Here is a 25086-nt window from a genome sequence, read left to right on the forward strand (position 1 = left end):
CACCCCAGCTTGCCAAGCCGGCGGCCCCGTGCCAGCTTGGTGGCGATTGAATAACCGGATCGCCCGCGCATGCAGACCACCGATATCGCCCGCACCGCCCCCTTGCCCAAGCTGACCGAGCCGCGCAATCCCGGCATGGCGCTGGACCTGGGCTGGGTGCGGGCCGCCACCGCCAACCGGTCCGCCATCGAACGCCGCTGCGCCAGCCTGCCGGCGCGGCGCAGCGTCAAGAAGGACTATCAGGCCGCCTGGCTGCTGAAGGCGATCACCTGCATCGACCTGACCACGCTCGCCGGCGACGACACCGCCGAACGGGTCCGCCGGCTATGCGCCAAGGCGCGCCAGCCGCTGCGCCCCGATCTGCTGGCCGCGCTCGGCTTCGACAGCCTCCATACCGGCGCGGTCTGCGTCTATCACGAGATGGTGGCGCCCGCCGTTGCCGCGCTCAGGGGCTCGGGCATCCCAGTCGCCGCCGTCTCCACCGGCTTTCCCGCCGGGCTCTCGCCCTTCGCGCTGCGGCTGGCCGAGATCGGTGAAAGCGTCGCCGCCGGGGCCGAGGAGATCGACATCGTGATTTCGCGTCGCCACGTGCTCGAAGGCAACTGGCAGGCGCTTTACGACGAGATGCGGCTGTTCCGCGAGGCCTGCGGTGAGGCGCATGTGAAGGCGATCCTGGCGACGGGGGAACTGGGGACGCTGAAGAATGTCGCCCGCGCCTCCTTGGTCTGCATGATGGCGGGGGCGGATTTCATCAAGACCTCGACCGGCAAGGAGACGGTGAACGCCACCCTGCCGGTGTCGCTGGTGATGATCCGGGCGATCCGCGATTATTACGACCGCACCGGCATCCGCATCGGCTATAAGCCCGCCGGCGGGATTTCCAAGGCCAAGGATGCGCTGGTCTATCTGTCGCTGATCAAGGAGGAGCTGGGCAATCGCTGGCTGCAGCCCGACCTGTTCCGCTTCGGAGCCTCCTCGCTTCTGGGCGATATCGAACGGCAGTTGGAACACCATGTGACCGGCGCCTATTCCGCCGGGTATCGGCATGCGGTGGGGTAATTGGAGTAGTCAATGAATAACCGTGAAGATCTGCAAACTTGGGTCCTGGATGCCGTAATCGAAAGTGGTGGGGAGGCTTCTGTTCTGGATGTGGCGAAAAAAATTTGGACTAGTCACGAAACAGAGCTTCGGTGCTCCGGCGACCTCTTCTTCACTTGGCAATATGACATGAGGTGGGCAGCGCAAAAGCTCAGAGCCTCAGGCAAGCTCACGCTAAATGGTCGCAAATGGTCGGTAATGCCATGACCGTCAAAGAGATTTTCGAAACCATGGATTACGGCCCCGCCCCCGAAAGCGCCATCGAGGCGCTGAGCTGGCTGGTCGATCAGGGCGATTGTTTCGGCCAATTCATCGACGGCCAGTTCACCGCCCCGGGCACAAGCTTTGACGCGATCAACCCCGCGACGGGGGACGTTCTGGCGCATCTGACCCAGGCCACTCCTGAAGATGTCGAGGCCGCCGTCGCCGCCGCCCGCAAGGCACAACCGAAGTGGGAAGGATTGGGCGGCCCCGGCCGGGCGAAATACCTCTATGCCCTGGCGCGGCTGTTGCAGAAACACGCGCGTCTGTTCGCCGTGCTGGAGACGCTGGACAGTGGCAAGCCGATCCGCGAGGCGCGCGATATCGACGTACCCCTGGCCCAGCGACATTTCTATTATCACGCGGGCCTTGCCCAGTTGATCGAGGTCGAGCTGCCCGATCAGCGCGCGCTTGGCGTCTGCGGCCAGATCATCCCCTGGAACTTCCCGCTGCTGATGCTGGCGTGGAAAGTCGCCCCGGCCTTGGCCGCCGGCAACACCGTGGTGCTGAAACCGGCGGAGCAGACCTCTCTCACCGCGCTCCTATTCGCCGATATCTGCCGGCAGGCCGGGCTGCCCAGGGGCGTGGTCAATATCGTCACCGGCGACGGCGCGGTGGGCGAGATGATCATCACCCATCCGGGCATCGACAAGATTGCCTTTACCGGCTCGACCGAGGTGGGGCGCAAAATCCGCGCCGCGACTGCCGGATCGGGCAAATCCCTCACGCTGGAGCTGGGCGGCAAGTCGCCCTACATCGTCTTCGAGGATGCCGATCTGGACTCCGCTGTCGAGGGGCTGGTGGATGCGATCTGGTTCAATCAGGGTCAGGTCTGCTGCGCCGGATCGCGCCTGCTGGTGCAGGAATCCGTCGCGGCACCGTTTCACGTGAAGCTGCGCGCGCGGATGGACAAGCTGCGTGTGGGCAATCCGTTGGACAAATGCACCGATATCGGTGCGCTGGTCAGTGCTGAACAGCTTGCCCGGGTCACCGGCATGGTTGCCGCCAATGGCACCGGCACCACGCACCGCGCCGCCTGCGACATGCCGGCTGCGGGCTGTTTCTATCCGCCGACGCTGATCACCGGCCTCACCCCCTCCGACCCGCTGATGCAGGAGGAAATCTTTGGCCCGGTTCTGGTCTCCACCACCTTCCGCACCCCGGCGGAGGCGGTGCAACTGGCCAACAACAGCCGCTATGGGCTGGCCGCCACCCTCTGGACCGAGAATATCAACACCGCGCTCGACATCGCGCCGAAGCTGGCCACCGGCGTGGTCTGGGTGAATGCGGCCAACCTGTTCGACGCTGCCGCCCCCTTCGGTGGCCTGCGCGAAAGCGGTTTCGGCCGGGAAGGCGGGAGGGAGGGGCTTGCGGCCTATACCCGGCCCAGAGCGCACGCCAAGCCGCTGGCCCCGGTCACGGCGATGCCGGCGGGCAACGGTGGGCCGGTCGACCCGATCGACCGCACGCCCAAGCTCTATATCGGGGGCAAGCAGGCCCGGCCCGATGGCGGATCGTCCCAGGCGATCTGGTCAAAGGCCGGTGCGCTGCTGGGTCATGCGCCGATCGCCGGGCGCAAGGATGTGCGCAACGCCGTTGAGGCGGCACAGGCGGCTGCCGGCTGGGCCGGCACCACCGGACATCTCAGGGCGCAGATCCTTTATTACATCGCCGAGAACCTCTCGGCCCGGGCCGAGGAGTTCGCCCACCGCATCGACGCGATGACCGGCAAGCGCCATGGCGCAAAGGAAGTCGACACCGCCATTCAACACCTCTTCACCGCTGCCGCCTGGGCCGACAAATGGGACGGGCGCACCGCCAGCGTGCCGCTGCGTGGCATGGCGGTAGCTCTGAAGGAACCGGTGGGGATCATCGGCGCGTTTTGCGCTGATGAGGCGCCGCTGCTGGGGCTGGTCACCGTCCTGGCGCCCGCCATCGCGCTGGGAAACCGGGTGGTGCTGACGGCCTCCGAGCCCTTCCCGCTGGCGGCGACCGATTTCTATCAGATCCTCGACACCTCAGACGTGCCGGCGGGCGTGGTCAATATCCTGACCGGACCGCATGCCGATCTGGCAGGACCACTGGCCGCGCATCTGGGCGTTGACGCGGTCTGGAGCTTTTCCTCGACCGACCTGTCCGCCAAGATCGAACACTCCGCCGCTGGAAACCTGAAACGCACCTGGGTGAACAACGCGCAGGCACACGACTGGCACAATCCCGATCTGCGCCCCTTTCTGGAGCAGGCAAGCGAGATCAAGACGGTCTGGCTGCCCTATGGCGCCTGAACCGACCCTGCCCAAGCTTCCCCCCGTGAGACGGGGCCAACGCCCGATTTTTTTCTTGTGACGTTACGTAAATCCCGCATACTTCCAAAGCCATGACTTAGGAAGGTCGGTTTTCATTGGAGTTTCTCGCCCCTGCTTCAGAACATTCTGTGCTGATTCTCCACGGCATCGGCACCGCCGCACGGGCGCTGGAGCCCGGAGAAGCGCGGTTCTGGCTAAGCCGGGACCGGTTTTGCGCCCTGCTCGATCGGATTGTTGCCATGGGCCCCGCCGCGCCACAGATCACCTTCGACGATGGCAATGCCTCGGATATCGAAATCGCCCTGCCCGAACTCACGGCCCGGGGGCTGAGCGCGGCCTTCTTCCTGCTGAGCGACCGGCTGGATCGGCCCGGATCGCTCGGCTCGGGCGATGTGACGGCCCTGGCCGAGGCCGGACAGGTCATCGGGCTGCACGGCCATGTCCACCGGGATTGGCGCCATCTGGACTCCGAGACCCGCAGGCAGGAATTCCGCGACGCCCGCAGCCGGCTGGCCGATCTCTCCGGTCGCCCCATTACCCTGGCCGCAGCGCCCTTCGGGCTCTATGATCGACGAGTCACCACACTGCTGGCCGCCGAGGGGATCGAGGCACTTTATACCAGTGACTGGGGCCGCGCCTCTGGCCGGCGGTTCCTGCGGCCACGCAACTGCATCGACGCCACCATGGACGACGCGGCCCTATCTGCCGCGCTTGAGGGCCGCGTCCCGCTGTACCGTCGCCCCCGCCGGCTGCTGGGACTGGCCCGCAAGCGTCTGTTGCCGAGAGGCCAGGCCGCATGATCAGCGTCATCATCCCCGCCTATAACGAAGAAGGCTTCATCGGGGAGACGCTGCAGCTCATGCTGCAATCTGATGTGCCAGCGCCAAAGGTGGCCGGTGCGCAACCTGATATCCCTTCCGGCGCGCCGCCTGTCGAGGTGATCGTGGTCGCCAACGGCTGCCGCGATGCAACCGTCGCCGAGGCACAAGAGCTGACCGGCGCTTTTCTCGAAAGGGGCTGGGCGCTCAAGGTTCTGGCGCTACCCACCGGCAGCAAGACCCTGGCGCTGAACGCCGGCAGCGCCGCGGCACGGTATCCGAAACAGATATTTGTCGACGCCGACATCCATGTCTCTCCCGGATTGTTCGCCGCGCTCGACCGCGCGCTTGACCGGCCAGAGCCCTGCTATGCCAGCGGCCGGCCGCGAATCCGCAGAGCACAAAGCTGGCTCTCGCACCGCTATGCCCAGTTCTGGCAACGGTTGCCGTTCATGGCCACCGGCGTCCCCGGCTGCGGGCTTTATGCCGTCAACGCCGCCGGTCGCGCCCGCTGGACACAGATACCTGAGGTGACCGCCGACGATATCTTCGTGCGCAGCCATTTCTCCCCCGAGGAGCGCACTGCGGTTCCCGATACGTATTCCTGGCCGATCGCCGAAGGGCTGGTCCGGTTGGTGCGGGTACGGCGGCGCCAGAATCAGGGCCTGACCGAACTGTCCATCGCCTGCCCCGGCCTCCATGTCGCCGGCGAGCGCACCGCCCCCGATGGGCTGCGAAAGCTTGAACTTCTGGTCTCGGATCCGGTGGGATTCGCCGTCTATGCCGGGGTGGCCCTGCTGGTGCGCACCCCGGTTTTCGCCAATCGCAGACGCTGGGAACGCGGGCGCGGCGACGATTGAACCGCCCCCGCGCGCAAGACACCTCCGCGTCAGTTGGTGCTGGTCTCCAGCCCCTCCGGCTCTCCGACCACGACGAAATGAAGCTGATCGGGCTTCAGCAACCTGGCGGCGACCCGGTTCACATCCTCCAGCGTCACCGCGTTGATCTTGTCATTGCGGGTGGCGATATAGTCGATCGGCAAGGCATCCATCTGCATTCCCACCAAAATCGAAGCGATCCGCTGATTGCCGTCGAACCGCAGCGGATAGGCGCCGGTCAGATAGGTCTTGGCATCCTCAAGCTCTTTCCCCGTCACCCCATGGGCCTGGGTATCGGCCCAGACATTGCGGATCACCTGCACCGCCTCCGCCATCTTGTCGTTGGACGACGCCACGCTCCCCATATAGACCGCCGCCAGATCGCGCGGCACCAGATAGGAATAAACCCCATAGGTCAGTCCACGCTTGACCCGTACCTCTTTCATCAGCCGGCTTTCGAAACTGCCGCCGCCCAGAATGGTGTTCAGGATATAGGCGGCGAAGAAATTCGGATCGTCGCGCTTGATCCCCGGTTGACCGAAAAGCGCCACCGATTGCGGCGTCTCGAAGGGGATCACAGTGGTGCCCCCGTCAATCGTCACCTTGGCCTTTTCAGGCAGCGGAGCACCGGTTTCGGGCAACTCGCCCAGCAGAGTGTCCAGGAATTGCCCCAGGGCTTCGGGGGTGATGTCGCCGACAGCGGCGACATACATCCGGTCGCGGGCAAAAACCTCCGCATGGGCCGCGATCAGATCGTCGCGGGTCAGATCGCCGACACTGCCCTCGGTGCCAGCGCCGTCGCTGCCATAGGGATGATCTCCATAGGTCGCCTTGCGGAACGCCTCGGAGGCGATGGCATTGGGGTCCTTGGCGTCAGAGCGCAGACCGGACAGCACCTGCGCCCGCACCCGTTCAATCGCCGTCGGATCGAACCGCGGCGCCAGCAATGTCTGGCGCAGCAGTTCCATCGCCTGATCGCGGTTTTCAGTCAGCATCTGCGCCGAAATCGACACAGTGTCCGCGTCTGCGTCAAAATTGAAACTGGCGGCCAGCCCCTCAAGCTTGCGGGCATAGGCCTGGGCATCGAGATCTCCGGCGCCCTCTTCCAGAAGTCCGGTCATCAGGTTGACCGCCCCTCGCTTGCCCGGCGCATCCAGAGAGGTGCCGCCCCGGAACCGCAGATCGAGCGCGGTGAAGGGGATCGAATGATCCTCGACCAACCAGGCCTTGATCCCGCCGGGGCTGGTGATCTCCTGCACCTTGACCGCGGCGGCGGCAGGCAGGGTGAAAACGATCAGCAGCAGAAACGAAACCAGCGCCCTCATTGGGTCACCTCCTGTTGCATCGGCAATTGCGACACCGGTTGCACCTGGGCACCCTCGGGCGCCTCGCCGCGCATCAGCCAGCCGGTAACCGACGCCTCAGGGCGCAGCACCTTGGTGGCTTGCGCCATGATATCCTCGGCGGTGACCTGCTGCAGTAGATCGGGCCAGGCCTGCACATCCGCGACCGTCAGACTTGTAGTCAGCGCCCGACCATAGCGGTCAGCGATCCCGGCGACATTGTCGCGTTCGTAAATCTGCGCCGCGCGCAATTGCAACTTGATCCGCGCCAGCTGATCCGGGTCGACACCATCTTGCATGAATTGCGCCAGTGCCGCATCCATCGCGGCCTCGGCGTCGGCCAGGCTGACCCCGTCAACCGGCACCACGGCCAGGTTGAACGTAGTCTTGTCCAGCGAGGTCCCACTGTAGAAAGCACCGCTGAATACCGCGACACGGCTGTCGAACTGCAGTTTCTGCGCCAGATAGGAAGTCTGCCCGCCACCAAGGATCTGTGCCAGCAGATAGAGTGCGGCGGCGGCCTTCTGATCGCCCGGATCGCGTTCCGGCGCCAGATAGGAGCGGCTGACATAGGGCTGCGCCACCCGCGCGTCCTTGTAGGTCAGCCGGCGCGCGGCGATCTGCGGCGGCTCTTGCGCACGCAGACGCGGCGGCAGGTTATCATTGGCCGGAATGACACCATAATACTGTTCTGCCAATGCCTTCACCTCATCGGGCGAGACATCCCCCGCCACCACCAGCACCGCGTTATTCGGCGCATAATAGGTGTGGTAGAAATTCAGCGCGTCGGCACGATCGAGTTCTTCCATCTCGTGCTTCCAGCCGATCACCGGCACCCCATAGCGATGATTGAGGTATTGCACCGCGTTCATCTGCTCGGTGAAGAGCGCGCGCGGATTGTTGTCTGTGCGCATGTTGCGCTCTTCCAAAATCACGTCGCGTTCAGTGGCGATATCATTCTCGGTCAGGCGCAGATGGGTCATCCGGTCGGCTTCCATCTTCATCATCAGCCCCAGCCGGTCAGCGGCGACCCGCTGGAAATAGGCGGTATAATCATAGCTGGTAAAGGCATTGTCCTGGCCGCCATTGGCCGCCACGGTCGCCGATAATTCACCCGATTTCATATTGTCGGTATCCTTGAACATCAGATGTTCCAGGAAATGCGCCACGCCCGAGGATCCCACAGGCTCATCCGCCGATCCGATCTTGTACCAGACCATATGCTCGACCACCGGCGCCCGGTGATCTTCGATCACCACCACCTGCATGCCGTTCTTCAGATCGAAGGTGGTCACGGGATCGGGGGTCGTCTCCTGCTGCAAGGCCATGGCCGGCAGGGCCAGACCTGCGGCAAGAACCCCGGCAAGGGCGAATTTTCTGATCATCCGTGATCCTCCGTTGCTGCGCGCTTTCACGCTGACGCCAACCTACGCACAGACCTGGGGGGTTCAACCCGGATATCGGAAAAGTGAGCCCCCGCAAGACGGGGGCCGGAATTATTTCTTGATGGTCTCGGGCGGGGAACTGGGCGTTCCGACCCCGGCGCGACGATATTTCTCGGCTTCCTTGAACGGGTCGATCTCCTGCCGGCGATAGGCTTGGCTGTAACGATCGACCGGGAACAGCCGCAGCCGTGTCATACGCGACTGGCGCTTGCGGAACTTGGCATCCTCGGCGGCGAGCGTCTCGCGCACCCCGGGCTCCACCCCGTTACGGCTGGCCGCCGTCACCAGGGCCCCGTCAGCAGCGGGAATGCCGCTGGTCGCACGACCACCAAGCGCGGCCATTGCATCCGCTTCAGGATTGAGATCGGTCAGGTTCGCCTGCCCCGGCGTCGGTTCGGGCAGCTTGGAATAATCCGACGGCGCGGTCAGCGGCTTGGCCGGAAGAATCAGAAATTCATCCGGACCATTGCCGGTGGGACGGATATCCATCAGCCCCTTTTTCGAGCACCCGGCGAGAGCGACCGCCGCAACCACAATGATGATCCCCAGAGGGCGCCGCATGGCCATCCGTCTCCCGACTGTTTCAGAGGTTTTAGCGCATTTGCTGCCGGAGGTCACGGGGCCTTTTTCCGCTGCCGGTCGCTCTGGTTTTCGAACAAGATCAACCCCGCCGCCCCCAGAAAGATGAAGACATCCCCGATGTTGAAAACAAAGGGATTCTCGATGCCGCAACAAGACATGTTGAGGAAATCCAGAACATAGCCATAGAGCAGCCGGTCAACGACATTTCCCAGCGCGCCGCCGACCAGCAGGCCGGCGGCGATCTGCATGCGCCGAACCGGCTGGGTGCGCATCACCCAGGTCAGAACGACGATGCAGACCGCTGTGGAAAACCCGATCAGCAACCAGCGCGCCAGATCGGAATTATTGTCAAGCAGCCCGAAGTTGATCCCGCGATTCTCGCCATACCGGAAATTCAACACTGGCGGCAGCACGTCGATGCTGCGCAACCGGGCCAGGCCCATCCAGTGGACGACCAGATACTTGCTGGCTTGATCCAACAAAAAGGCCCAAAAACCGGCCCAGAACAAAAACGCGAATCGCATCGGGCGCATCAGTGGCGGAAGTGGCGCATGCCGGTGAAGACCATCGCCAGCCCGGCCTCGTCCGCCGCCGCGATCACCTCATTGTCACGCATCGACCCGCCCGGCTGGATCACGCAGGTGGCGCCGGCGGCAGCGGCTTCCATCAGCCCGTCGGGGAAGGGGAAGAAGGCGTCAGAGGCCACGGCCGACCCGATGGTCAGCGGTTCGGCCAGACCCAGCGCCTCGGCCATGCGTTCGGCCTTCTTGGCGGCGATCAGCGCGCTGTCCACCCGGCTCATCTGACCGGCGCCGACGCCGACCGTGGCCTGATCCTTGACATAGACGATGGCGTTCGACTTGACGTGCTTGGCAACCTTCCAGGCGAACAGCAGGTCGCGCATCTGTTCTTCGGTCGGGGCTTTCTTGGTGACGACCTTCAGATCGTCCATGCCGATGAAGCCGTTGTCCTTGTCCTGCACCAGGAAGCCACCGGCGACCTGGCGGAAGGTCTTGCCGCCCGCCATAACGTCCGGCAGCCCTTCGGTGGTCAGCAGACGCAGGTTCTTTTTCTTGGCAAAGATTTCCTTGGCCTCTTCCGAGGCCCCCGGCGCAATCACCACCTCGGTGAAGATGCCGGTGATTTCCTCGGCGGTTTCGGCATCGAGCGGCTTGTTCAGCGCCACGATCCCACCGAAGGCCGAGGTGCGATCACAGTCAAACGCGGCCTTATAGGCCTCAAGCAGGGTCGCGCCCTTGGCCACACCGCAGGGATTGGCGTGCTTGATGATGGCGCAGGCAGCCGTTTCCTCGGGATCGAATTCCGCCACCAGTTCGAACGCCGCGTCGGTGTCGTTGATGTTGTTGTAGGACAGCTCCTTGCCCTGATGTTGCACCGCTGTCGCCACCCCGGGGCGGTTGGTCCCGTCAGTATAGAAGGCAGCCGATTGATGCGGGTTTTCACCATAGCGCAGGGTCTGGGCCAGCTCACCGGCGAAGGCGCGGCGGCGCGGCGCCTCTTCCTTCAGGGCCTTGGCCATCCAGGCCGACACGGCGGCGTCATAGGCGGCGGTACGCGAATAGGCGGTCAGCGCCAGTTGCTGACGGAAGGCATAGGAGGTCTGGCCGTCATTGGCGTCCAGTTCGGCCAGCAGCGCATCGTAATCCTGCACGTCCACCACCACGTTGACGAACAGATGGTTCTTCGACGCCGCGCGGATCATCGCCGGGCCGCCGATGTCGATGTTTTCGATGCAGGTGGCGTAATCGGCGCCCTTGGCGACAGTTTCCTCGAAGGGATAGAGGTTGACGACCAGCAGGTCGATCGGCGCGATCAGATGGGTCTCCATCGCCGCCATATGGCCGGCGTCGTCGCGCAGCGCCAGCAGGCCGCCATGCACCATCGGATGCAGGGTCTTGACCCGGCCGTCCATCATCTCGGGGAAACCGGTGATCTCTGAGACATCCCGCACCTCGAGCCCGGCCTCGCGCAGCGCGCGGGCCGTCCCCCCCGTACTGATCAACTCGACCCCGCGCGCGGCAAGTGCATGACCGAGGTCGATCAAGCCGGTTTTGTCGGACACGGAAAGCAGGGCACGGCGAACGGGGTACAGGTCAGTCATGAGTCAGTCCTTGATCTCGGTGAATTCCTGAGCGCGGCATAATCCATAACCCGGCGGGATAGAACCACCCGTTTTGTGGCAAATGCACGATATTAACGGGCTGCACATCACGCTCGGCCCGAAAACGGGCTCAGAAACCGGAATAGTCGATCTCGTCACGATGCAGATCGCGGATGGCGACGGCAGTGTCCTGCGCCTTGCTCAGGGACCAGCGCACCCGGCTGTGATGCCCCAGCGCCCGCCCCGACAAGACGATCTGCTGGCTTGCCCTCGGTTTCAGCCGGCCACGCTCCAGGTAAACGCTCGGTTCCAGCGTCAGTGCACAGACCCCATCGTGGCGAAACACCCAGATTTCCCCGCTTTTCAGCGCCATGGAAACGGCGGCCCCGCCCAGATCCACGGTAGCGTCGACCTCCGGATGCAGATGCAGGCGGATATCGAAGCCGATGCCGGCAAGAACAGAGGCATCCATCGCCTTGTCGAACCGGCGCTTGTCGGGCCTCTCCACCGCCAGCAACATATCCTCTGCGGCCAGACCACGCCCGTCGAAGGTCAGCTCCAGGCTGCGCACGTGGGTCAGGCCGAAATCGGGGATATACCCGTCGTGACCAGCCTGAAACTTGATGCCATCGTCCATTTCCGAAATTTCGATAGGCACCCGGCGCGGCCCATCGACCAAGGCCTCGTGGCCCGACCCCCGCTCAGGTTCACTGAGTCGCGCGCAGGAATAGCCATCGAGGCAGAGCGTCGAATGCGACGGCGTCGCCCGTCCGGCCCGACGCCATTCAATTCCGAAGGAAGCGCCCGAGCCGCAATTGACGATCAACGGCCGCCGCCCCGAGGTCAGCTCGAACGCCAGGGTCGAGGCATGGGCGTTGTACGAGGCCGCCCCCACCGGCGGAGCGCTGGCATCGACGATCACCGTAGTGCGCCCTCCGGCCAGCCGGGCATAACCCATCGCCAGCCCATCGGGCCGACGCGGCTTGATCTGGCTGGCGGCCAGCGCGTGGTCGATCCGCCCCTCCATTCCCCGCCCGCCGCCATGGAACCGCGCCAGCCCGCCGTCGGCATGGCGCAGAGTCCGCAGGGTGGGAGCGATCCGTTCGATCGCCGCCTGATGCGCCGGCGGCACGCCGCGCCCGACGTCATGCAGCACCGCCGCCGCCCAGGTCAGCAGGGTAAAGACCTCGAGCAGTTCTTCCGGATTGCGGGTGGGCAACCCGCCCTGCCCGTCGATCTGCGCCTCGCATTCCCTGGCCAGGGCGCGCACCGCCGGATCGGCCAGATCCTCCCGCCCCTGCAGCGACAGGCCGGCATAGATCAGCCCGGTCAGCGCCTCGAACCGGGGCAGGCCGGGAACGGCCCCCTGCCAGCGCTTTGACATAAACCAGGCCTGCGCCGACAGCGCGCGATAGAAGGCATCGCTGGCGGCCTTGTCCTGACCGCGCAGCAGGAACAAAGCGTGGTTGATCCAGCGGATCACCCGCCGGCCGGTCAGATCCGGGCTCCATCCCGGACCACGCCCGTCGCCATGCGCTGCGATCCACCCCCAGAGCCAGGCCTGCGCCCTGGCCCGCGCCGCCATGTCGCCCACCGCCGCCAGATCGTCCAGCCAGGCAAACCCATGGCGTTCGGCGTCAAAGGCGGCATTCGGCGCCAGAACGTCCCACAGCGCAGTATCCTTTGATTCAATCAGATACCCAGCGAAGAGCAGATTTCCTGCGATGAGCTGCCGGCCCCGCGCGAAACTGCCGATGGTGCGCGGCTCGGGCTGCGAGACGAATCCCGTCGCCCCACGTTGGCGCCGGCTCATCCGGGCATAGAGCCGGTTGAGCATCCTGGTGCCGCGGCCGGCGAATCTGTCTGGACTGGACATGCGCGCTCTGCCTCTCACGCTCTCTGGCGTTTGCGCGGAGCATAGCGGGGCCGGTCCCTCAAGTCACTTCTGAAACCCGGGGATCAGAGGGATTTGCGCAGGCAGGCGATGTAAAATCCGTCCATCCCGCCCAGATCGGCCCAGTAATCGGGCCTGAGCCGCAGCCCACCCTCTTCTGTCACCCAATCCGGCTCAACTCCGGGCAGCGCCAGGGCATCCCGGTCGATACGGGCGCCGGGCAGGATCTCCAACGCCTCCTCGATCTGCACCTCGCCCTCGTCGGGCAATAGCGAACAGGTGCAATAGACCAGCCGGCCGCCGGGTTTCAGCAGACCCCAGGCATGCGCCAGCATTTGGCTTTGCAGCTCGATCAGCCCACCGAATTCAGACCCGTCCTTGGCGAAGGGCAGATCGGGGTGGCGGCGGATGGTGCCGGTCGCCGAACAGGGCGCATCCAGCAGGATGGCGTCATATTGCCCGTCATGTCGTAGCGCGTCCGAGATCACGACCTCGGCCTTCAGCCCGGTCCGCGCCAGGTTCTCACGCAGCCGCCCCAGCCTCGCCTCGGAGATATCGAGCGCGACGACATCGGCGCCAGTGGCGGCCATCTGCAGCGTCTTGCCGCCAGGCGCCGCGCACATGTCGAGGATCCGCTCTCCGGGCTTGGCCGCCAAAACCTTGGCCGGCAGCGCCGCGGCGGCATCCTGCACCCACCAGGCGCCCGCCTCGTACCCCGGCAGGGCCGAAACCTGGCCGGCATCGTCCAGCCGCAGCGACCCGGTCGGCACTGCCCGCGCCCCCGGCAGATCGACCTCGGCCCCCGGGCGCAGGGTTATATCAAGCGGCGCGCCGGCCAGATGCGCCAGTTCCATCGCCGCCACCGCCGGGCTGCCCCAGGCGGCGACCAGCGGGTTGCGCAGCCATTTCGGCAGCCGTGGCGCCCGCAGCGCCGCCCAGGCCTCGGGCCCCTCGGTCGCGATCTTGCGCAGCACCGCGTTGACCAGCCCCTTCATGTGACCGAACCGCCGTGTCTTGCCGACGATCTCGACCATCGCATTGACGACGCCATGGGCAGCGGCACCATGGCAGAGCTCCATCGTACCCAGCCTGAGCACATTGCGCACAGTCAGCGCCGGCATCCGCTTGAGGTGTTTCGACAGCAGCCGATCGACGCGTTCCAGCCCGCGCAGCGTGTCCAGCGCCAGCCGCTGGGCACGGGCGCGATCGGCCGGCTCCAGCCGGTCCAGCGCCCCGGCGCCCAGGCATTCGGACATCAGCCGCCCCTCGCCCAGCACCTGATCAAGCAGATAGATCGCGCTGCGTCGCGCTGCCGTGCCACTGTCGTCCATGATGATCCGTCCCGCTGTCTGCGTCTCCCCGCCTTGTCCGGGGCCGACAGGGGCGTATATCATGGCACAAGCACAAAGGAACCCGCCATGAGTGACAAGCCCCTTCCCGGGACCGCCCCAGAGCTCCCCGACGATATCCCAGCCGATCTTCCCCCCGCCGCCCGCCGCGCGCTGGCCGAGGCCGCCGAACGCCGCCGTCAGGCCGAAGCCGAGGCCGCGGCCAACCCGATGCCGAAGGAGCTGGGCGGCCGTGACGGCCCGGAACCCGTGCGCTATGGCGATTGGGAGAAGAAGGGCATCGCAGTCGATTTCTGATCGCCGCGCGGACCGACGCCGGGACGGATGCCCCGGCGCCCAGCCCCTGAACCGTGCCCTCAGCGCGGCTCGAAATAATCGAGCGGGATCTTGAGGTAAGACCGCCCGTTATCCTCCGCCTCCGGCTTGCGACCGCCGCGAATGTTGATCTGCAACGCCGCCAACATCAGCTTGGGCAGCGGCAGCGTCGCGTCGCGGGCGTCGCGGATGGCGCAGAACTCCGCCTCGCTCGCCCCGCCCTTCAGATGGATGTTGCAGGATTTCTGCTCGGCCACCGTCGCTTCGCAGGCCGCCGGTCGCCCGGGGGCGTAATCGTGGCCGACAAAGACCCGGGTGTCATCGGGCAGCGCCAGGATTTTCTGGATCGAGGCATAGAGCACCCGGGACGATCCTCCGGGGAAATCCGCCCGGCTGGTGCCGCTGTCGGGCATCATCAGCGTGTCATGCACAAAGGCCGCATCGCCCACGACATAGGTGATCGAGGCAAGCGTATGGCCGGGGCAGAAGATCACCCGAACCGGGATCTCGCCCACCATGAACTCCTCACCGTCATAGAACAGCTTGTCCCACTGGCTGCCATCGGTGGGAAAGCTGTCGGGCAGGTTATAGATGTCCTTCCACAGAGCCTGCACTTCGGTCACATGGTCGCCGATGGCAGTCGGCGCCCCGAGCTGTTCCGCCAGCCAGGGCGCGGCCGAGAAGTGATCAGCATGCGGATGGGTGTCGAGGATCCAGACCACCTCGATCCCTGTGGCGCGAACATAGTCCAGAATTTCCTGCGCGCTTTGCATCGTGGTGGCGCCGGCATTCGGGTCGTAATTCATCACCGGATCCACGATGGCGCCCTGCATGGTGGCGGGGTCGTGGAACACATATTGCCAACTGCCGGTCGGTTCGTCCCAGAAGGATTTCACAACAGGGGATTTGGTCATCGGTCTTCCTCCGGTCTTCATGGTCGGCCCCGGCACCGGCGTGCCGGGGCTCTTGTGGTCAAAGATGGATCACAGCGCCCGGGTCGAGAAGTACCAATCGACGGTATTATACCCCTCGCCGGCACGCGCCTCGGCGGCCTCGGGCGTGGCGGGCGGCGGCACGATCACCTGATCGCCGGGCTTCCAGTTCTCGGGCATGGCGCATTTGTTGGCGTCCGCCGTCTGCAATGCGACCAGCAAACGATAGATTTCATCGACCGACCGGCCCGCGTTCATCGGATAATAGACCATCGCGCGCAGCACGCCCTCAGGGTCGATGATGAAGGTCGCCCGCACCGCCGCCGTGTCCGAGGCGCCCGGCTGGATCATGCCATAGGATTGCGCCACCTTCATGTTCAGGTCGGCGATGATCGGAAAGCCGATCTCGACCCCGAAATTCTGCTTGATGTTCAGCATCCAGGCGATGTGGCTGTGCACGCTGTCGATCGACAGACCCAGAAGCGCCGTATTCATCGCCGCGAAATCGTCCTGCCGCTTGGCGAACCCGATGAATTCAGTGGTGCAAACCGGGGTGAAATCTGCGGGGTGCGAAAACAGCACCAGCCATTTCCCCTTATAGTCCGCCAGCGTCTTGCGGCCATCGGTGGTAGGGGCGTCAAAGGCCGGGGCTGGTTCGTTCAACCGGGGCATTTGCGGGGCTTGCGAAGTGTCGGTCATCTTGGTGTCTCCGTCTCTGTCGTTGCGATGAGCCAGAGATAGGGGGCGGGCATAAATATGTGAAATTGATTATAAATCTTTCACTGATAGGGATTTTCTATATGTTTGTCGCATGATCACCCTGCGCCAACTTCGCTTTCTCGTCGCCCTCGCGGATGAGCTGAACTTTTCCCGCGCGGCAGAGGTCTGTTTCGTCACCCAGCCGACGCTGAGCGCCGGGTTGAAGGAGCTGGAACAGCTCCTTGGTGTGCAACTGGCGGAACGCAGCAAACGCTCGGTGCTGATGACCCCCATCGGGTTGGAGATCGCCGAACGCGCCCGCGCCCTGCTGCTGTCGGCGCATGAGATCGAAGACCTTGCCGCCGCCCACAAGGCACCAGAGGAGGGCGATCTTAAGCTGGGCGCGATCCCCACCATCGGCCCCTTCCTGATCCCCAAGGCGCTGCCGCAGATCCGCAGGGCCTTTCCCAAGCTGCGGCTGTTCCTGCGCGAGGAGAAAACAGATTCCCTGCTGGAAGGCCTCGCGACAGGGCGGCTCGACGTGGTGCTGATCGCCCAGCCCTTCGACATCGGCACCGCAGAACATGTGCCGCTGTTCGACGACGGTTATCACCTGGCGACGCCGCCGGGCTGGGGCCGGGCCACGGGCACACCGGTTGATGGTGGCGCGCTGGAAGGGGCGCGGTTGTTGCTGCTGGAACAGGGCCATTGCCTGCAACGCCACGCGCTGCGCGCCTTTCCCGACCGCGACATCCAGCAAGACGAAAGCTTTTCCGCCACCAGCCTGCCGACGCTGATCTCGATGGTCAGCGAAGGGCTGGGGATCACGCTGTTGCCCGATCTGGCAATCGACGCCGGTGTGCTGGCGGGGCAACGGGTGGATATCGCGCCGCTGATCGGTGCCTGCCCTCGCCATGTGATCCTGGCCTGGCGCCCGACCTCGGCCCGCAAGCCGGTGTTCCGGGCGCTTGCCGAGATGTTGCGCCAGACCCGGGCGGGTCTGGCGGGTTAGAGCCTGCTATCCGATCTTCAGCCGGTCCTGCAGCGCCGCCCAGAGCATCACCATCTTGACCCCGTGGCGATGGAACCGGTGGAACGGGATCAGCTTGAGATCGCGGACCGGATACTCCAGTGCCTCGGGCCGTTCCCCGCCCAGACGGGTGGCCATCACCCGGCCCAGCGCCGTCGCCGCCGCCACGCCGCGCCCGTTCAGCCCGATCAGCGCATGCAGCCCCGGCGCCAGTTCGGCCAGATGCGGCAAATGATCGACGGTCACCGCGACATTGCCGCCCCAGCGATAACGCCACGCCTGCCCCTTGAGCTGCGGGAAAAGCTCCAGCGCGTGGCGCTTGAGCCGATCGAAGGCGCGCTCCAGTGCCGCGTCGGTATAAGCCCCGGCGCCGCCCATGACGAACCGCCCCCCGGCGTCGCGGCGGAAATAGAGCAGATGTTTCTGAGTATCCGACACCACCTGACCGCCCGGCAGGATGTCCGGGGTGACCTCCGCCGGCAAGGGATCGGTTGCCACCTGGATAGAGCGGATCGGGATCACGTTGCGCTTCACCCGCTGATCAAGCGGGCCAGAATATCCATTGGTGCAGATCGCCACCTGACCGGCGCGCACCCGGCCCTTGGGCGTAGTGACGATCCAGCCGTCACTGCCCTGCGCCAGCGCTTCGGCGCGGGTCTGGGCGAATATCCGCACCCCGGCCTTGGCCGCCGCCGCCGCCAGCCCCTGCGAATAGGCCAAGGGCTGCACGCCGCCGCCGCGCGGGTCCAACAGCGCCCCGGCATATTGGCCGCCGCCCAACATCTCCCGCGTCTCGGCGGCAGATAAGTCGTGAATATCGACGCCCAGCACCCGCCATTGCGCTGCCCGATCGCGCGCGCCGTCCAGCCCATGCGCCGCAGCGGCATGGACCCAGCCCTCCTGCCGGGCGCCGCAGTCGATGCCATGGCGGCGGATCAGGTCGAAGACCAGATCGGGTGCCGCCCCGGTCGCCGCCACCATGCGTTTGCCGATCTCGCCGAAATGGGCGACCACCTCGCGCGGGTTTTCCTTCAGCCCCGGCAGCACCTGCCCGCCATTGCGACCGGAGGCGCCCCAGCCCGGCGTCTCGGCCTCGATCAGCACCACGGATTGCCCGGCCTCGGCGGCATGGAGTGCGGTCGACAGCCCCGAGATGCCGCCGCCGATGACGCAGATATCCGCGCTCAGATCTTCGCCCAACACCGGCCCGACGGTGGGTTCCGGCGCCGTCGCGGTCCAGAGCGACTGCGCCAAGGCGCCAATTTCATTGCTGATGGTCATGTCTCACCCAAGTTCCCGATCGCCGCCGCCCGCCCGGACGGCCTTGTTCCTTCCTCCCTACACTTCCACCGACCACCGCCAAGCGCGCACAGTGGTTTCCGCGCCGTCAAATGCCCAACGAAGACCGAAACGCTGAAGATCGCGGCGTCAGCGCCGCTTCCGCCGATAAGCGCCCGGGGTCATCCCGGTCCAGCGCCGGAACGCGCGGTGAAAATTCGCCACCGTCGCGAAGCCCACATCCTGCGAGATTGCCTCAAGGCTCTTGCTGCCCTGGGTCAGGTCGCGGATCGCGATATCCCTGCGCAACCCGTCCTTGATGTCCTGAAACGAGGTGCCCTCGGCCTCCAACCGCCGCATCAGGGTGCGCGGCGTCAGATGCAGCGCCCGCGCCGCATCGGTCAGTTGAAGCCCTATCCGGTCGGAAAGCTGCACCATCTCGCGCACCCTGAGCGACAGCGCATGTTCGCGCGAGCTGGTGAAGATCCAGTCGCGCGGGGCCCGATGCAGGAAATCCCGCATCTCGGCCTCGCTGCGCGCCACCGGCAGGGCGCCGAGCGAGCGGTCGAAGGCGATGAAGGAACAAGGCTGCGCAAAATCCACCCGGGCGGGGAAGAGGATTGGGTAATCCTCGGCAAAGGGCGGGCGCGGAAAGACGAAACCCACCGCGCGCACCGGCAGCTCCCGCCCCGCCAGCCAGGAGGCGATGCCATGGGTCAGCTTCAAAAGCAGCATATGCCCGAAGCGCTGCGGCAGGGCGGCGCCGCGCGGCAGCAGGCTGACGCGCATCGCCTCTCCCTCGGCCTCGAAGCTCAGCCGATAGTCGTCCAGCAGCAGGTTCCAGAAGGTGGTGAAACGATAAAGCGCACCGTCCAGCGACGAGGCCCCGCGCACCGAAACGCAAAGATGTTTCAACGCGCCCGACCGGATCGGCCTGCTCCAGAGCCCCATCATCTCATCCCCGGTGCCGATGGCGACAAGCTGATAGAGCCGCACGATCTGATCATGGGTCACCCGCGCACGTGGCTGCCCTTCCGCCACCGCAAGCCCGGTCTGATCGAGGAAACCGGCAAGCTGCGCCGGCGGGCAATAGGCGCGCAGCGCCATCAGCCAATCCTCGACAAAGGCGAAGGAGACCGTGGGCAGAACGGGCGGCGGCACCGGGGACGCCACCGAAAGGGTCTGTTGCGGCGAGATCATGCCCCGATCTTCCGCCAATTTGTCACTTTTTGCAAATTCTCCGTCCATGGCAGAGATAGCCGCCCGGTATTACGCCTTTTACATGTCACTCGAAGCGCAGAGCGAAGGAGCCCGCCCCATGACATTCGAAGCCCCGGTTCAGGATCTTCTGTTCAATATCGCGCATCTGTCGCAGTGGGATCAGGTCACCGCCCTGCCCGATTACTCCGGCATCGACCTGTCGGATGCCGGCGCCGTGCTGGAGGAGTTCGGCAAGTTCTGCGCCGAGGTGATCGCGCCCTTGAACCAGCCCGGCGATCAGGCGGCCTCGCATTTCCGCGATGGCAAGGTTGTGCTGCCCGAAGGGTTCGCCGAGGCCTATGGCCAATTCGTCGAAATGGGCTGGCAAAGCCTGCCGCACCCCGAGGCCTGGGGTGGCCAGGGGCTGCCCCGCGTGGTGGGGGCGGCGGCGACCGAGATCCTGAACGCCGCGAACATGAGCTTCGCGCTCTGCCCGCTGTTGACCGATGGCGCGATCGAGGCGCTGCTGACCGCCGGGTCGGAGGCGCAGAAACAGACCTATCTGCCGCATCTGACCTCGGGCCGCTGGACCGGCACGATGAACCTGACCGAACCGCAGGCGGGCAGCGATCTGGCGCTGTTGCGCACCCGGGCGGAGCGGGCGGGCGATGGCAGCTATCGCATCACCGGCACCAAGATCTTCATCACCTATGGCGAACACGACATGGCGGAAAATACCGTCCATCTGGTGCTGGCCCGCCTGCCCGATGCGCCGGCCGGGGTGAAGGGCATCAGCCTGTTCGTGGTGCCGAAGTTCATGGTCGAGGCCGACGGCAGCCTCGGCGCCCGCAACGCGGTGCGCTGCGTCAGCGTCGAACACAAGCTGGGGATCAAGGCCAGCCCGACCGCCGTTCTGGACTATGAAGGCGCCACCGGCTTTCTGGTCGGCGAAGAGAACTGCGGCCTCGATTACATGTTCGTGATGATGAACGCCGCCCGCTATGCCGTGGGGCTGCAAGGCGTCGCCATCGCCGAACGCGCCACCCAGCGCGCCATCGCCTATGCCAGGGAACGGGTGCAAAGCCGCCCGGTCGACGGATCGGCACGCGAGGCGGTGACGATCATCCACCACCCCGATGTGCGCCGGTTGCTGATGCGGATGAAGGCGCTGACCGAAGGTTGCCGCGCCCTTGCCGCCTGTGCCGCCGGCTGGCACGATCTGACCCACCACGGGCAGGTCGACGGCGCCGCCGAGATCGCCGAGTTCCTGGTGCCACTGGTCAAGGGCTATTCCACCGAGACGGGGGTCGAGGTCGCCTCTCTCGGCGTACAGGTGCATGGTGGTATGGGGTTCATCGAGGAAACCGGTGCCGCCCAGCATTACCGCGATGCCCGAATCCTGCCGATTTACGAAGGCACCACCGCGATTCAGGCCAATGACCTGCTGGGCCGCAAGACCCTGCGCGACCAAGGCGCCACCGCCCGCCGGCTGGCCGCGATGATCGCCGCGACGGAAACCGAACTTGCTGCCGGCAGCGCCGCCGCCCAGGCCGTCGCCGCCCGGCTGACCAAGGCGCGCGGCGATTTCGAGGCGGCGGTCGACTACCTTTGCACCGAAGGTGACCCAAATGCCGCCTTCGGTGGCAGCGTGCCCTATCTGATGCTGGCGGGGAACCTGGTGGCCGGTTGGCAACTGGCCCATGCCCTGCTGGCAGCAGAGGCGGCGATGGATAACGACCCCGCCTTCATGACCGCCAAGATCGCCACCGCGCGCTTCTATGCCGATCACATCCTGCCCGAAACCGACACCCAGCGCCTGCGCATCACCGAGGGGGCGCAAAGCCTGCTCGCCGCTGCGTTCTGAGCGCCCTAAGACTGAGAGGAGCCCCCATGCCCGTCACCATCGACCCCAGGGATTACACCCGCCTTGCGCTTGACCCGCAGGAGGACGGCGTCTGGATCGTCACCCTGAACCGGCCCGAAAAGCGCAACGCGCTCGACCTCGCCACGGTGGAGGAGCTGGTCACCTTCTTCTCCACCGCGCCGCGCGCGGGTGTCAAGGCGGTGGTGCTGGCCGGCGCCGGCCAGCACTTCTGCGCCGGGCTCGACCTGATCGAACACCATGACGCCGACCGTAGCCCGGCCGATTTCATGCATGTCTGCCTGCGCTGGCACGAGGCCTTCAACAAGATGGAATACGGCGGCGTGCCGGTCGTCGCCGCGCTGCAGGGCGCCGTGGTCGGCGGTGGGCTGGAACTGGCCAGCTCGGCCCATGTGCGGGTGATGGATCAGACCACCTATTTCGCCCTGCCAGAAGGCCAGCGGGGCCTGTTCACCGGCGGCGGCGCCACCATCCGGGTCGCCGATCTGATCGGCAAGGCGCGGATGATCGACATGATCCTGATGGGCCGCGTCTATCAGGGGCAGGAGGCCGTCGATCTGGGGCTTGCGCAATACATCGTCGAAGGCTCCAGCATGGACAAGGCGCTGGAACTGGCGCGGCGCGCGGCGGAAAACCTGCCGCTGACCAACTTCGCCATCTGTTCGGCGATCAGCCATGTGCAGAACATGTCGGCGCTGGACGCGGCCTATGCGGAATCGGTGGTCGCCGGCATCGTCAACACCCAGCCCGACGCCCGCGCTCGGCTGGCCGCCTTCGCCGACAAGAGCGCCGCGCGGGTCCGCCCGAACGAGTGATCCAGAACCATCCTGCGCGCGCCTCACCACAGGGGCGCGCGCAGGACGCACCGCCAGCTCAGCGCTGCCTGATCTTGAGGTTCTTCGACACCCCGCCCCCGATCAGCGCGACAAGATCAGTGGCCACGGCAACCAGGTTGACCCGCGGCGGAACCGCGACATAGACCGGTCGCCAATCGGGATCGAATTTCTCCTTGAACGAGCGCAGCCCCTCGAAATTGTAGAATTGCCCGCCGTGCCGATAGATCAGCGCACCAAGCTGCGTGCTGAGCCGCGTGCCCGGTCGCGCCTCAAGCCCCGATAGCGGCGCGTTGCCCAGACTGAATTCGGCGAAACCCTCGGCCTTGAAATGCAGCAGAAGTTCGGTGAACAGGAACTCCATCACGCCGGAGGGCGCCGCCTCCACATGGCGCATCAGATCCAGCGTCGCGCGCTGCTTGCGGTCGGTGACCCAGAGATTGGCGAAGGCGACGCAGCGCCCGTTGTGGCGGATCAGGGCCAGAGGAGTGCGATTCAGATAGGCGACATCGAAGGCCCCGACCGAAAACCCCTTTTCGCCACCGGACTTGATCGCAAGCCAGGCATCTGAAATCGCCCTGAGCTCGTCCAGAAGCGCAGCGGAATGCGGCGGGGTCAGGACTTCGAAACTCAGCCCATCCCGCAAGGCCCGGTTATGCGTCGTTCGCAGCCGCTTGTGCTCGCTGCCCTCAAGGCTGAAAGCCCCGAGATCGACGACAGCCTCTTCGCCCAGCTTGTGCAGCACCAGCCCCATGTCGATCCAGATCGGCGCCGAACTGCCGCGCACGGCGTAGAACACCGGTCGCGCGTTGGCGGCATAGGCGGCGTCGTGAAACTCCCAGGCCAGGGCCCCGGCCTCATCCGGGCGACCGACCGGTTCGTGCAGCGCGACCCAGCTCCTGCCCTGCACGCGGTACATCAGAAAACTTTCGCCGCTTTCCGAAAACAGCAGCGATTTATCTCCTGTCAGCGCCACGTTGGCCTCGGGATCGGCCCCGGCCCTGATGATCGCCGCAGCGCGTTCCAGATCGGTCGCATCGGGCGGAACTTCCTTCAGCCGCGCCGGTCGCAACGCATAGCGCAGCAACAGCAGGCCGATCACCACCAGCCCCACCAGCGCCGCCCTGAGCGCCCGCGGCGCCGCTTTGTCCGAAGCGAACTGCCACCAGAGATCGCCGCTGTAGAGCGTCGCCTTATGGGCGAAGAACAGCACCGCCAGCAGCGTCCCCCCGAGGCAAAGCATCAGCAGGCTCCAGCGCAGGCTCAGCACATCCCGGGTCAGCCGTGTCGCGCGGTAGAATTCGCGGCGCGCCGGCAGCAGCACCAGGGCCGCCAGCGCGAGAACCACCGCCCGATCATAATCAAGCCCATGCGCCAGGCTGGCCACCACCCCGCTCAGCAGCACCGCCATTGCCAGCCACCAGGCGCCTTCGACCCGGATCAGCAACCCATGCGCGATGACCAGCAGACAGGCGCCCAGCGCACTTGACGCCAGCGCGCCGCCTTCGACGAAGGCCAGCGGCAAAATCCGCTCCAGATCCTCGGCCCAGGCATCGGTCGGCGGGATCAGGCTGGCGATCATCATCATCGCACCGGAGACGAAGACCATCACCGCCAGCGCCAACGGGCTGACCGCGCTGATCGCCCGAAAGACAGGGACCAGCAGGGCCCGGGCCGGCGCCGCAGCCATCCGCAGCTCGGCCAGGGCCAGAAGGACGACCGCAAGCGCGAAGGGCACGAGGTAATAGATCAGCCGGAACATCAGCAGCCCCGCCGCCGCCTCTCCCACCTGCACGGTAGAGGGCAACGCCGCGATGATCACCGTCTCGAACACCCCGATGCCGCCCGGCACATGGGACACGACACCGGCCATCACAGCGGCGGCGAAAACCGCCAGGAAGGTGGCAAAGCCCACCCCGTCCGACGGCAGCAAAAGATACAGCGCCAGGGCAGAGAACAGCGTTTCGCCGGCAGTAAACAGAAACTGCCCCGCCATCAGCCCGGGGGACGGCGCATGCAGCGTCAGCCCCCGCACCCTCAGCGCCCCGCCGCGCAAGGACAGGATCAGCATCACACCCAGGCTGGCAGCCAGAATCGCGATACCGCCCCAGCGGATCGTCGAAGCCGGCCAGGACACCAACGCCTGCAACGCATGCGGGTGCCAGCTCAGCGCGCCAACCCCGATGGTCACCACACCGATGCCAAAGGCGATCGAACCGAAGACCGAAATGCCCGCGATATCCAGCGCAGACAGCCCCAGCGCGGAATAGATGCGATACCGCACCGCTCCTCCGGTCAACGGCCCGGCCCCCACGGTATTGCCCACCGCATAGCCCAGGAATCCACCGGCGGCGACCACCGGGAACGGCAGCTTGCGCCCGATATAGCGCAGCGCCGACCAGTCATATCCGATCAGCGCCGCATAGCCCCCCAGCGTACAGAGCAGTGCCAGTACGATGCTGCTGGCCGGGGTGGCGCGGATCATCGCCATCACCTCGTCCAGATGAACCGGTGCCAGCAGACGATAAAGCGACCAGGCGCCCAGCGAGAAAAGCCCGGCGGCGACAAGATACGGCAGTAGCAACCTCGCGCTGGCGCGAAACGTGGTCTTGGTCAACTCTCGGCCCTCCATCATGTCGTGGAATGCCACGACGGCGGCCTGGCGATCAATGCCTGTCGAACCGCGCGGGCCAGAACCTGACCGAAGCCGGTCTGCCGACCCGGATGAGACTGCGGGTTATGACACCGAGCCTGGGGAATTCTGCTGCGACCCGCCCCATTCCTCCCTTGGTTTTTCCGCCCCGTCCCATCATATAGAAGC

The 25086-nt window shown here is 65.6% G+C and carries 21 protein-coding genes; 9 read left to right on the forward strand and 12 right to left on the reverse strand.

From position 1 onward, the window contains the following. The first annotated feature begins 69 nt into the window (after positions 1-69). From deoC to G455_RS0108995, 5 genes are all read left to right on the forward strand, one after another. The gene (gene deoC / locus G455_RS0108980) at positions 70-1059 is read left to right on the forward strand and encodes a deoxyribose-phosphate aldolase (protein WP_028093399.1); all 990 of its coding nucleotides are present in this window, start codon (positions 70-72) and stop codon (positions 1057-1059) included. A 12-nt stretch (positions 1060-1071) separates the two neighbouring features. After that, positions 1072-1305 carry a hypothetical protein gene (locus G455_RS25995; RefSeq protein ID WP_084437034.1) on the forward strand — a complete coding sequence of 78 codons (234 nt, stop codon included), beginning with the start codon at positions 1072-1074 and terminating at the stop codon, positions 1303-1305. Then, on the forward strand, positions 1302-3644 hold the full coding sequence (locus G455_RS0108985) for an aldehyde dehydrogenase family protein (RefSeq protein ID WP_028093400.1): 2343 nt from the start codon (positions 1302-1304) through the stop codon (positions 3642-3644). The genes G455_RS25995 and G455_RS0108985 overlap by 4 nt, the downstream gene beginning before the upstream one ends. Positions 3645-3793: 149 nt before the next feature. After that, the gene (locus G455_RS0108990; RefSeq protein WP_035366467.1) at positions 3794-4465 is read left to right on the forward strand and encodes a polysaccharide deacetylase family protein; all 672 of its coding nucleotides are present in this window, start codon (positions 3794-3796) and stop codon (positions 4463-4465) included. Then, positions 4462-5343, forward strand: a complete 882-nt coding sequence (locus G455_RS0108995) for a glycosyltransferase (RefSeq protein ID WP_028093402.1) — start codon at positions 4462-4464, stop codon at positions 5341-5343. Before G455_RS0108990 ends, G455_RS0108995 begins: the two co-directional genes overlap by 4 nt. Positions 5344-5372: 29 nt before the next feature. On the opposite strand, the gene G455_RS0109000 is transcribed toward G455_RS0108995, so the two are convergent. The 7 genes from G455_RS0109000 to G455_RS0109030 form a co-directional block, all read right to left on the reverse strand. Continuing rightward, entirely contained in the window at positions 5373-6686 is a 1314-nt protein-coding gene (locus G455_RS0109000; RefSeq protein WP_028093403.1) for a M16 family metallopeptidase, read from the reverse strand. Beyond that, positions 6683-8089, reverse strand: a complete 1407-nt coding sequence (locus G455_RS23690; protein ID WP_051312309.1) for a M16 family metallopeptidase — start codon at positions 8087-8089, stop codon at positions 6683-6685. Before G455_RS23690 ends, G455_RS0109000 begins: the two co-directional genes overlap by 4 nt. A 111-nt stretch (positions 8090-8200) precedes the next feature. Further along, positions 8201-8710, reverse strand: coding sequence for a DUF3035 domain-containing protein (locus tag G455_RS0109010; protein ID WP_028093404.1), 510 nt, complete (start codon positions 8708-8710; stop codon positions 8201-8203). Positions 8711-8763: 53 nt separating this feature from the next. Beyond that, positions 8764-9255, reverse strand: a complete 492-nt coding sequence (gene lspA / locus G455_RS0109015) for a signal peptidase II (RefSeq protein ID WP_028093405.1) — start codon at positions 9253-9255, stop codon at positions 8764-8766. A gap of 8 nt (positions 9256-9263) precedes the next feature. Further along, the gene (gene purH / locus G455_RS0109020; RefSeq protein ID WP_028093406.1) at positions 9264-10853 is read right to left on the reverse strand and encodes a bifunctional phosphoribosylaminoimidazolecarboxamide formyltransferase/IMP cyclohydrolase; all 1590 of its coding nucleotides are present in this window, start codon (positions 10851-10853) and stop codon (positions 9264-9266) included. Positions 10854-10983: 130 nt separating this feature from the next. After that, complete coding sequence (locus G455_RS0109025; RefSeq protein ID WP_028093407.1) at positions 10984-12729, reverse strand: heparinase II/III family protein; 1746 nt, start codon at positions 12727-12729, stop codon at positions 10984-10986. An 83-nt stretch (positions 12730-12812) separates the two neighbouring features. Then, positions 12813-14078, reverse strand: coding sequence for an RsmB/NOP family class I SAM-dependent RNA methyltransferase (locus G455_RS0109030; RefSeq protein WP_028093408.1), 1266 nt, complete (start codon positions 14076-14078; stop codon positions 12813-12815). Between the two features lie 87 nt (positions 14079-14165). Between G455_RS0109030 and G455_RS23695 the strand changes: the two genes are divergently transcribed. Continuing rightward, a complete protein-coding gene (locus tag G455_RS23695; RefSeq protein ID WP_035366470.1) occupies positions 14166-14393 on the forward strand; it encodes a DUF1674 domain-containing protein in 228 nt (75 codons plus the stop codon). A 59-nt stretch (positions 14394-14452) separates the two neighbouring features. Here G455_RS23695 and G455_RS0109040 read toward each other — a convergent pair whose 3' ends face one another. After that, positions 14453-15325, reverse strand: a complete 873-nt coding sequence (locus G455_RS0109040) for an MBL fold metallo-hydrolase (RefSeq protein ID WP_028093410.1) — start codon at positions 15323-15325, stop codon at positions 14453-14455. Between the two features lie 69 nt (positions 15326-15394). Further along, complete coding sequence (locus tag G455_RS0109045; RefSeq protein WP_028093411.1) at positions 15395-16042, reverse strand: peroxiredoxin; 648 nt, start codon at positions 16040-16042, stop codon at positions 15395-15397. 112 nt (positions 16043-16154) lie between these two features. On the opposite strand from G455_RS0109045, the gene G455_RS0109050 reads away from it, so the two are divergent. Then, entirely contained in the window at positions 16155-17054 is a 900-nt protein-coding gene (locus G455_RS0109050) for a hydrogen peroxide-inducible genes activator (protein ID WP_028093412.1), read from the forward strand. Positions 17055-17060: 6 nt separating this feature from the next. Here G455_RS0109050 and G455_RS0109055 read toward each other — a convergent pair whose 3' ends face one another. After that, positions 17061-18353 carry an NAD(P)/FAD-dependent oxidoreductase gene (locus G455_RS0109055; RefSeq protein WP_028093413.1) on the reverse strand — a complete coding sequence of 431 codons (1293 nt, stop codon included), beginning with the start codon at positions 18351-18353 and terminating at the stop codon, positions 17061-17063. A 147-nt stretch (positions 18354-18500) separates the two neighbouring features. Further along, on the reverse strand, positions 18501-19550 hold the full coding sequence (locus G455_RS0109060) for an AraC family transcriptional regulator (RefSeq protein WP_051312323.1): 1050 nt from the start codon (positions 19548-19550) through the stop codon (positions 18501-18503). 118 nt (positions 19551-19668) lie between these two features. Between G455_RS0109060 and G455_RS0109065 the strand changes: the two genes are divergently transcribed. Continuing rightward, positions 19669-21414: an acyl-CoA dehydrogenase gene (locus G455_RS0109065; RefSeq protein WP_028093415.1), complete on the forward strand. Its 1746-nt coding sequence runs from the start codon at positions 19669-19671 to the stop codon at positions 21412-21414. A 26-nt stretch (positions 21415-21440) separates the two neighbouring features. Further along, positions 21441-22247 carry a methylthioacryloyl-CoA hydratase gene (gene dmdD, locus G455_RS0109070; RefSeq protein WP_028093416.1) on the forward strand — a complete coding sequence of 269 codons (807 nt, stop codon included), beginning with the start codon at positions 21441-21443 and terminating at the stop codon, positions 22245-22247. A gap of 58 nt (positions 22248-22305) precedes the next feature. Here dmdD and mprF read toward each other — a convergent pair whose 3' ends face one another. Continuing rightward, a complete protein-coding gene (mprF, locus tag G455_RS0109075; RefSeq protein WP_028093417.1) occupies positions 22306-24882 on the reverse strand; it encodes a bifunctional lysylphosphatidylglycerol flippase/synthetase MprF in 2577 nt (858 codons plus the stop codon). Between the last annotated feature and the right edge of the window lie 204 nt (positions 24883-25086).

The sequence above is a fragment of the Pseudodonghicola xiamenensis DSM 18339 genome, from assembly GCF_000429365.1.
In the GTDB taxonomy this organism is placed as follows: domain Bacteria; phylum Pseudomonadota; class Alphaproteobacteria; order Rhodobacterales; family Rhodobacteraceae; genus Pseudodonghicola; species Pseudodonghicola xiamenensis.

Excerpts from the sequence above, each read along its gene's own strand:
- deoC (WP_028093399.1), top strand. The coding sequence starts at position 70 with ATGCAGACCACCGATATCGCCCGCACCGCCCCCTTGCCCAAGCTGACC.
- G455_RS25995 (WP_084437034.1), top strand. The coding sequence starts at position 1,072 with ATGAATAACCGTGAAGATCTGCAAACTTGGGTCCTGGATGCCGTAATC.
- G455_RS0108985 (WP_028093400.1), top strand. The coding sequence starts at position 1,302 with ATGACCGTCAAAGAGATTTTCGAAACCATGGATTACGGCCCCGCCCCC.
- G455_RS0108995 (WP_028093402.1), top strand. The coding sequence starts at position 4,462 with ATGATCAGCGTCATCATCCCCGCCTATAACGAAGAAGGCTTCATCGGG.
- G455_RS0109000 (WP_028093403.1), bottom strand. The coding sequence starts at position 6,686 with ATGAGGGCGCTGGTTTCGTTTCTGCTGCTGATCGTTTTCACCCTGCCT.
- G455_RS23690 (WP_051312309.1), bottom strand. The coding sequence starts at position 8,089 with ATGATCAGAAAATTCGCCCTTGCCGGGGTTCTTGCCGCAGGTCTGGCC.
- G455_RS0109010 (WP_028093404.1), bottom strand. The coding sequence starts at position 8,710 with ATGCGGCGCCCTCTGGGGATCATCATTGTGGTTGCGGCGGTCGCTCTC.
- lspA (WP_028093405.1), bottom strand. The coding sequence starts at position 9,255 with ATGCGATTCGCGTTTTTGTTCTGGGCCGGTTTTTGGGCCTTTTTGTTG.
- purH (WP_028093406.1), bottom strand. The coding sequence starts at position 10,853 with ATGACTGACCTGTACCCCGTTCGCCGTGCCCTGCTTTCCGTGTCCGAC.
- G455_RS0109025 (WP_028093407.1), bottom strand. The coding sequence starts at position 12,729 with ATGTCCAGTCCAGACAGATTCGCCGGCCGCGGCACCAGGATGCTCAAC.
- G455_RS0109030 (WP_028093408.1), bottom strand. The coding sequence starts at position 14,078 with ATGGACGACAGTGGCACGGCAGCGCGACGCAGCGCGATCTATCTGCTT.
- G455_RS23695 (WP_035366470.1), top strand. The coding sequence starts at position 14,166 with ATGAGTGACAAGCCCCTTCCCGGGACCGCCCCAGAGCTCCCCGACGAT.
- G455_RS0109040 (WP_028093410.1), bottom strand. The coding sequence starts at position 15,325 with ATGACCAAATCCCCTGTTGTGAAATCCTTCTGGGACGAACCGACCGGC.
- G455_RS0109045 (WP_028093411.1), bottom strand. The coding sequence starts at position 16,042 with ATGACCGACACTTCGCAAGCCCCGCAAATGCCCCGGTTGAACGAACCA.
- G455_RS0109050 (WP_028093412.1), top strand. The coding sequence starts at position 16,155 with ATGATCACCCTGCGCCAACTTCGCTTTCTCGTCGCCCTCGCGGATGAG.
- G455_RS0109055 (WP_028093413.1), bottom strand. The coding sequence starts at position 18,353 with ATGACCATCAGCAATGAAATTGGCGCCTTGGCGCAGTCGCTCTGGACC.
- G455_RS0109060 (WP_051312323.1), bottom strand. The coding sequence starts at position 19,550 with ATGATCTCGCCGCAACAGACCCTTTCGGTGGCGTCCCCGGTGCCGCCG.
- G455_RS0109065 (WP_028093415.1), top strand. The coding sequence starts at position 19,669 with ATGACATTCGAAGCCCCGGTTCAGGATCTTCTGTTCAATATCGCGCAT.
- dmdD (WP_028093416.1), top strand. The coding sequence starts at position 21,441 with ATGCCCGTCACCATCGACCCCAGGGATTACACCCGCCTTGCGCTTGAC.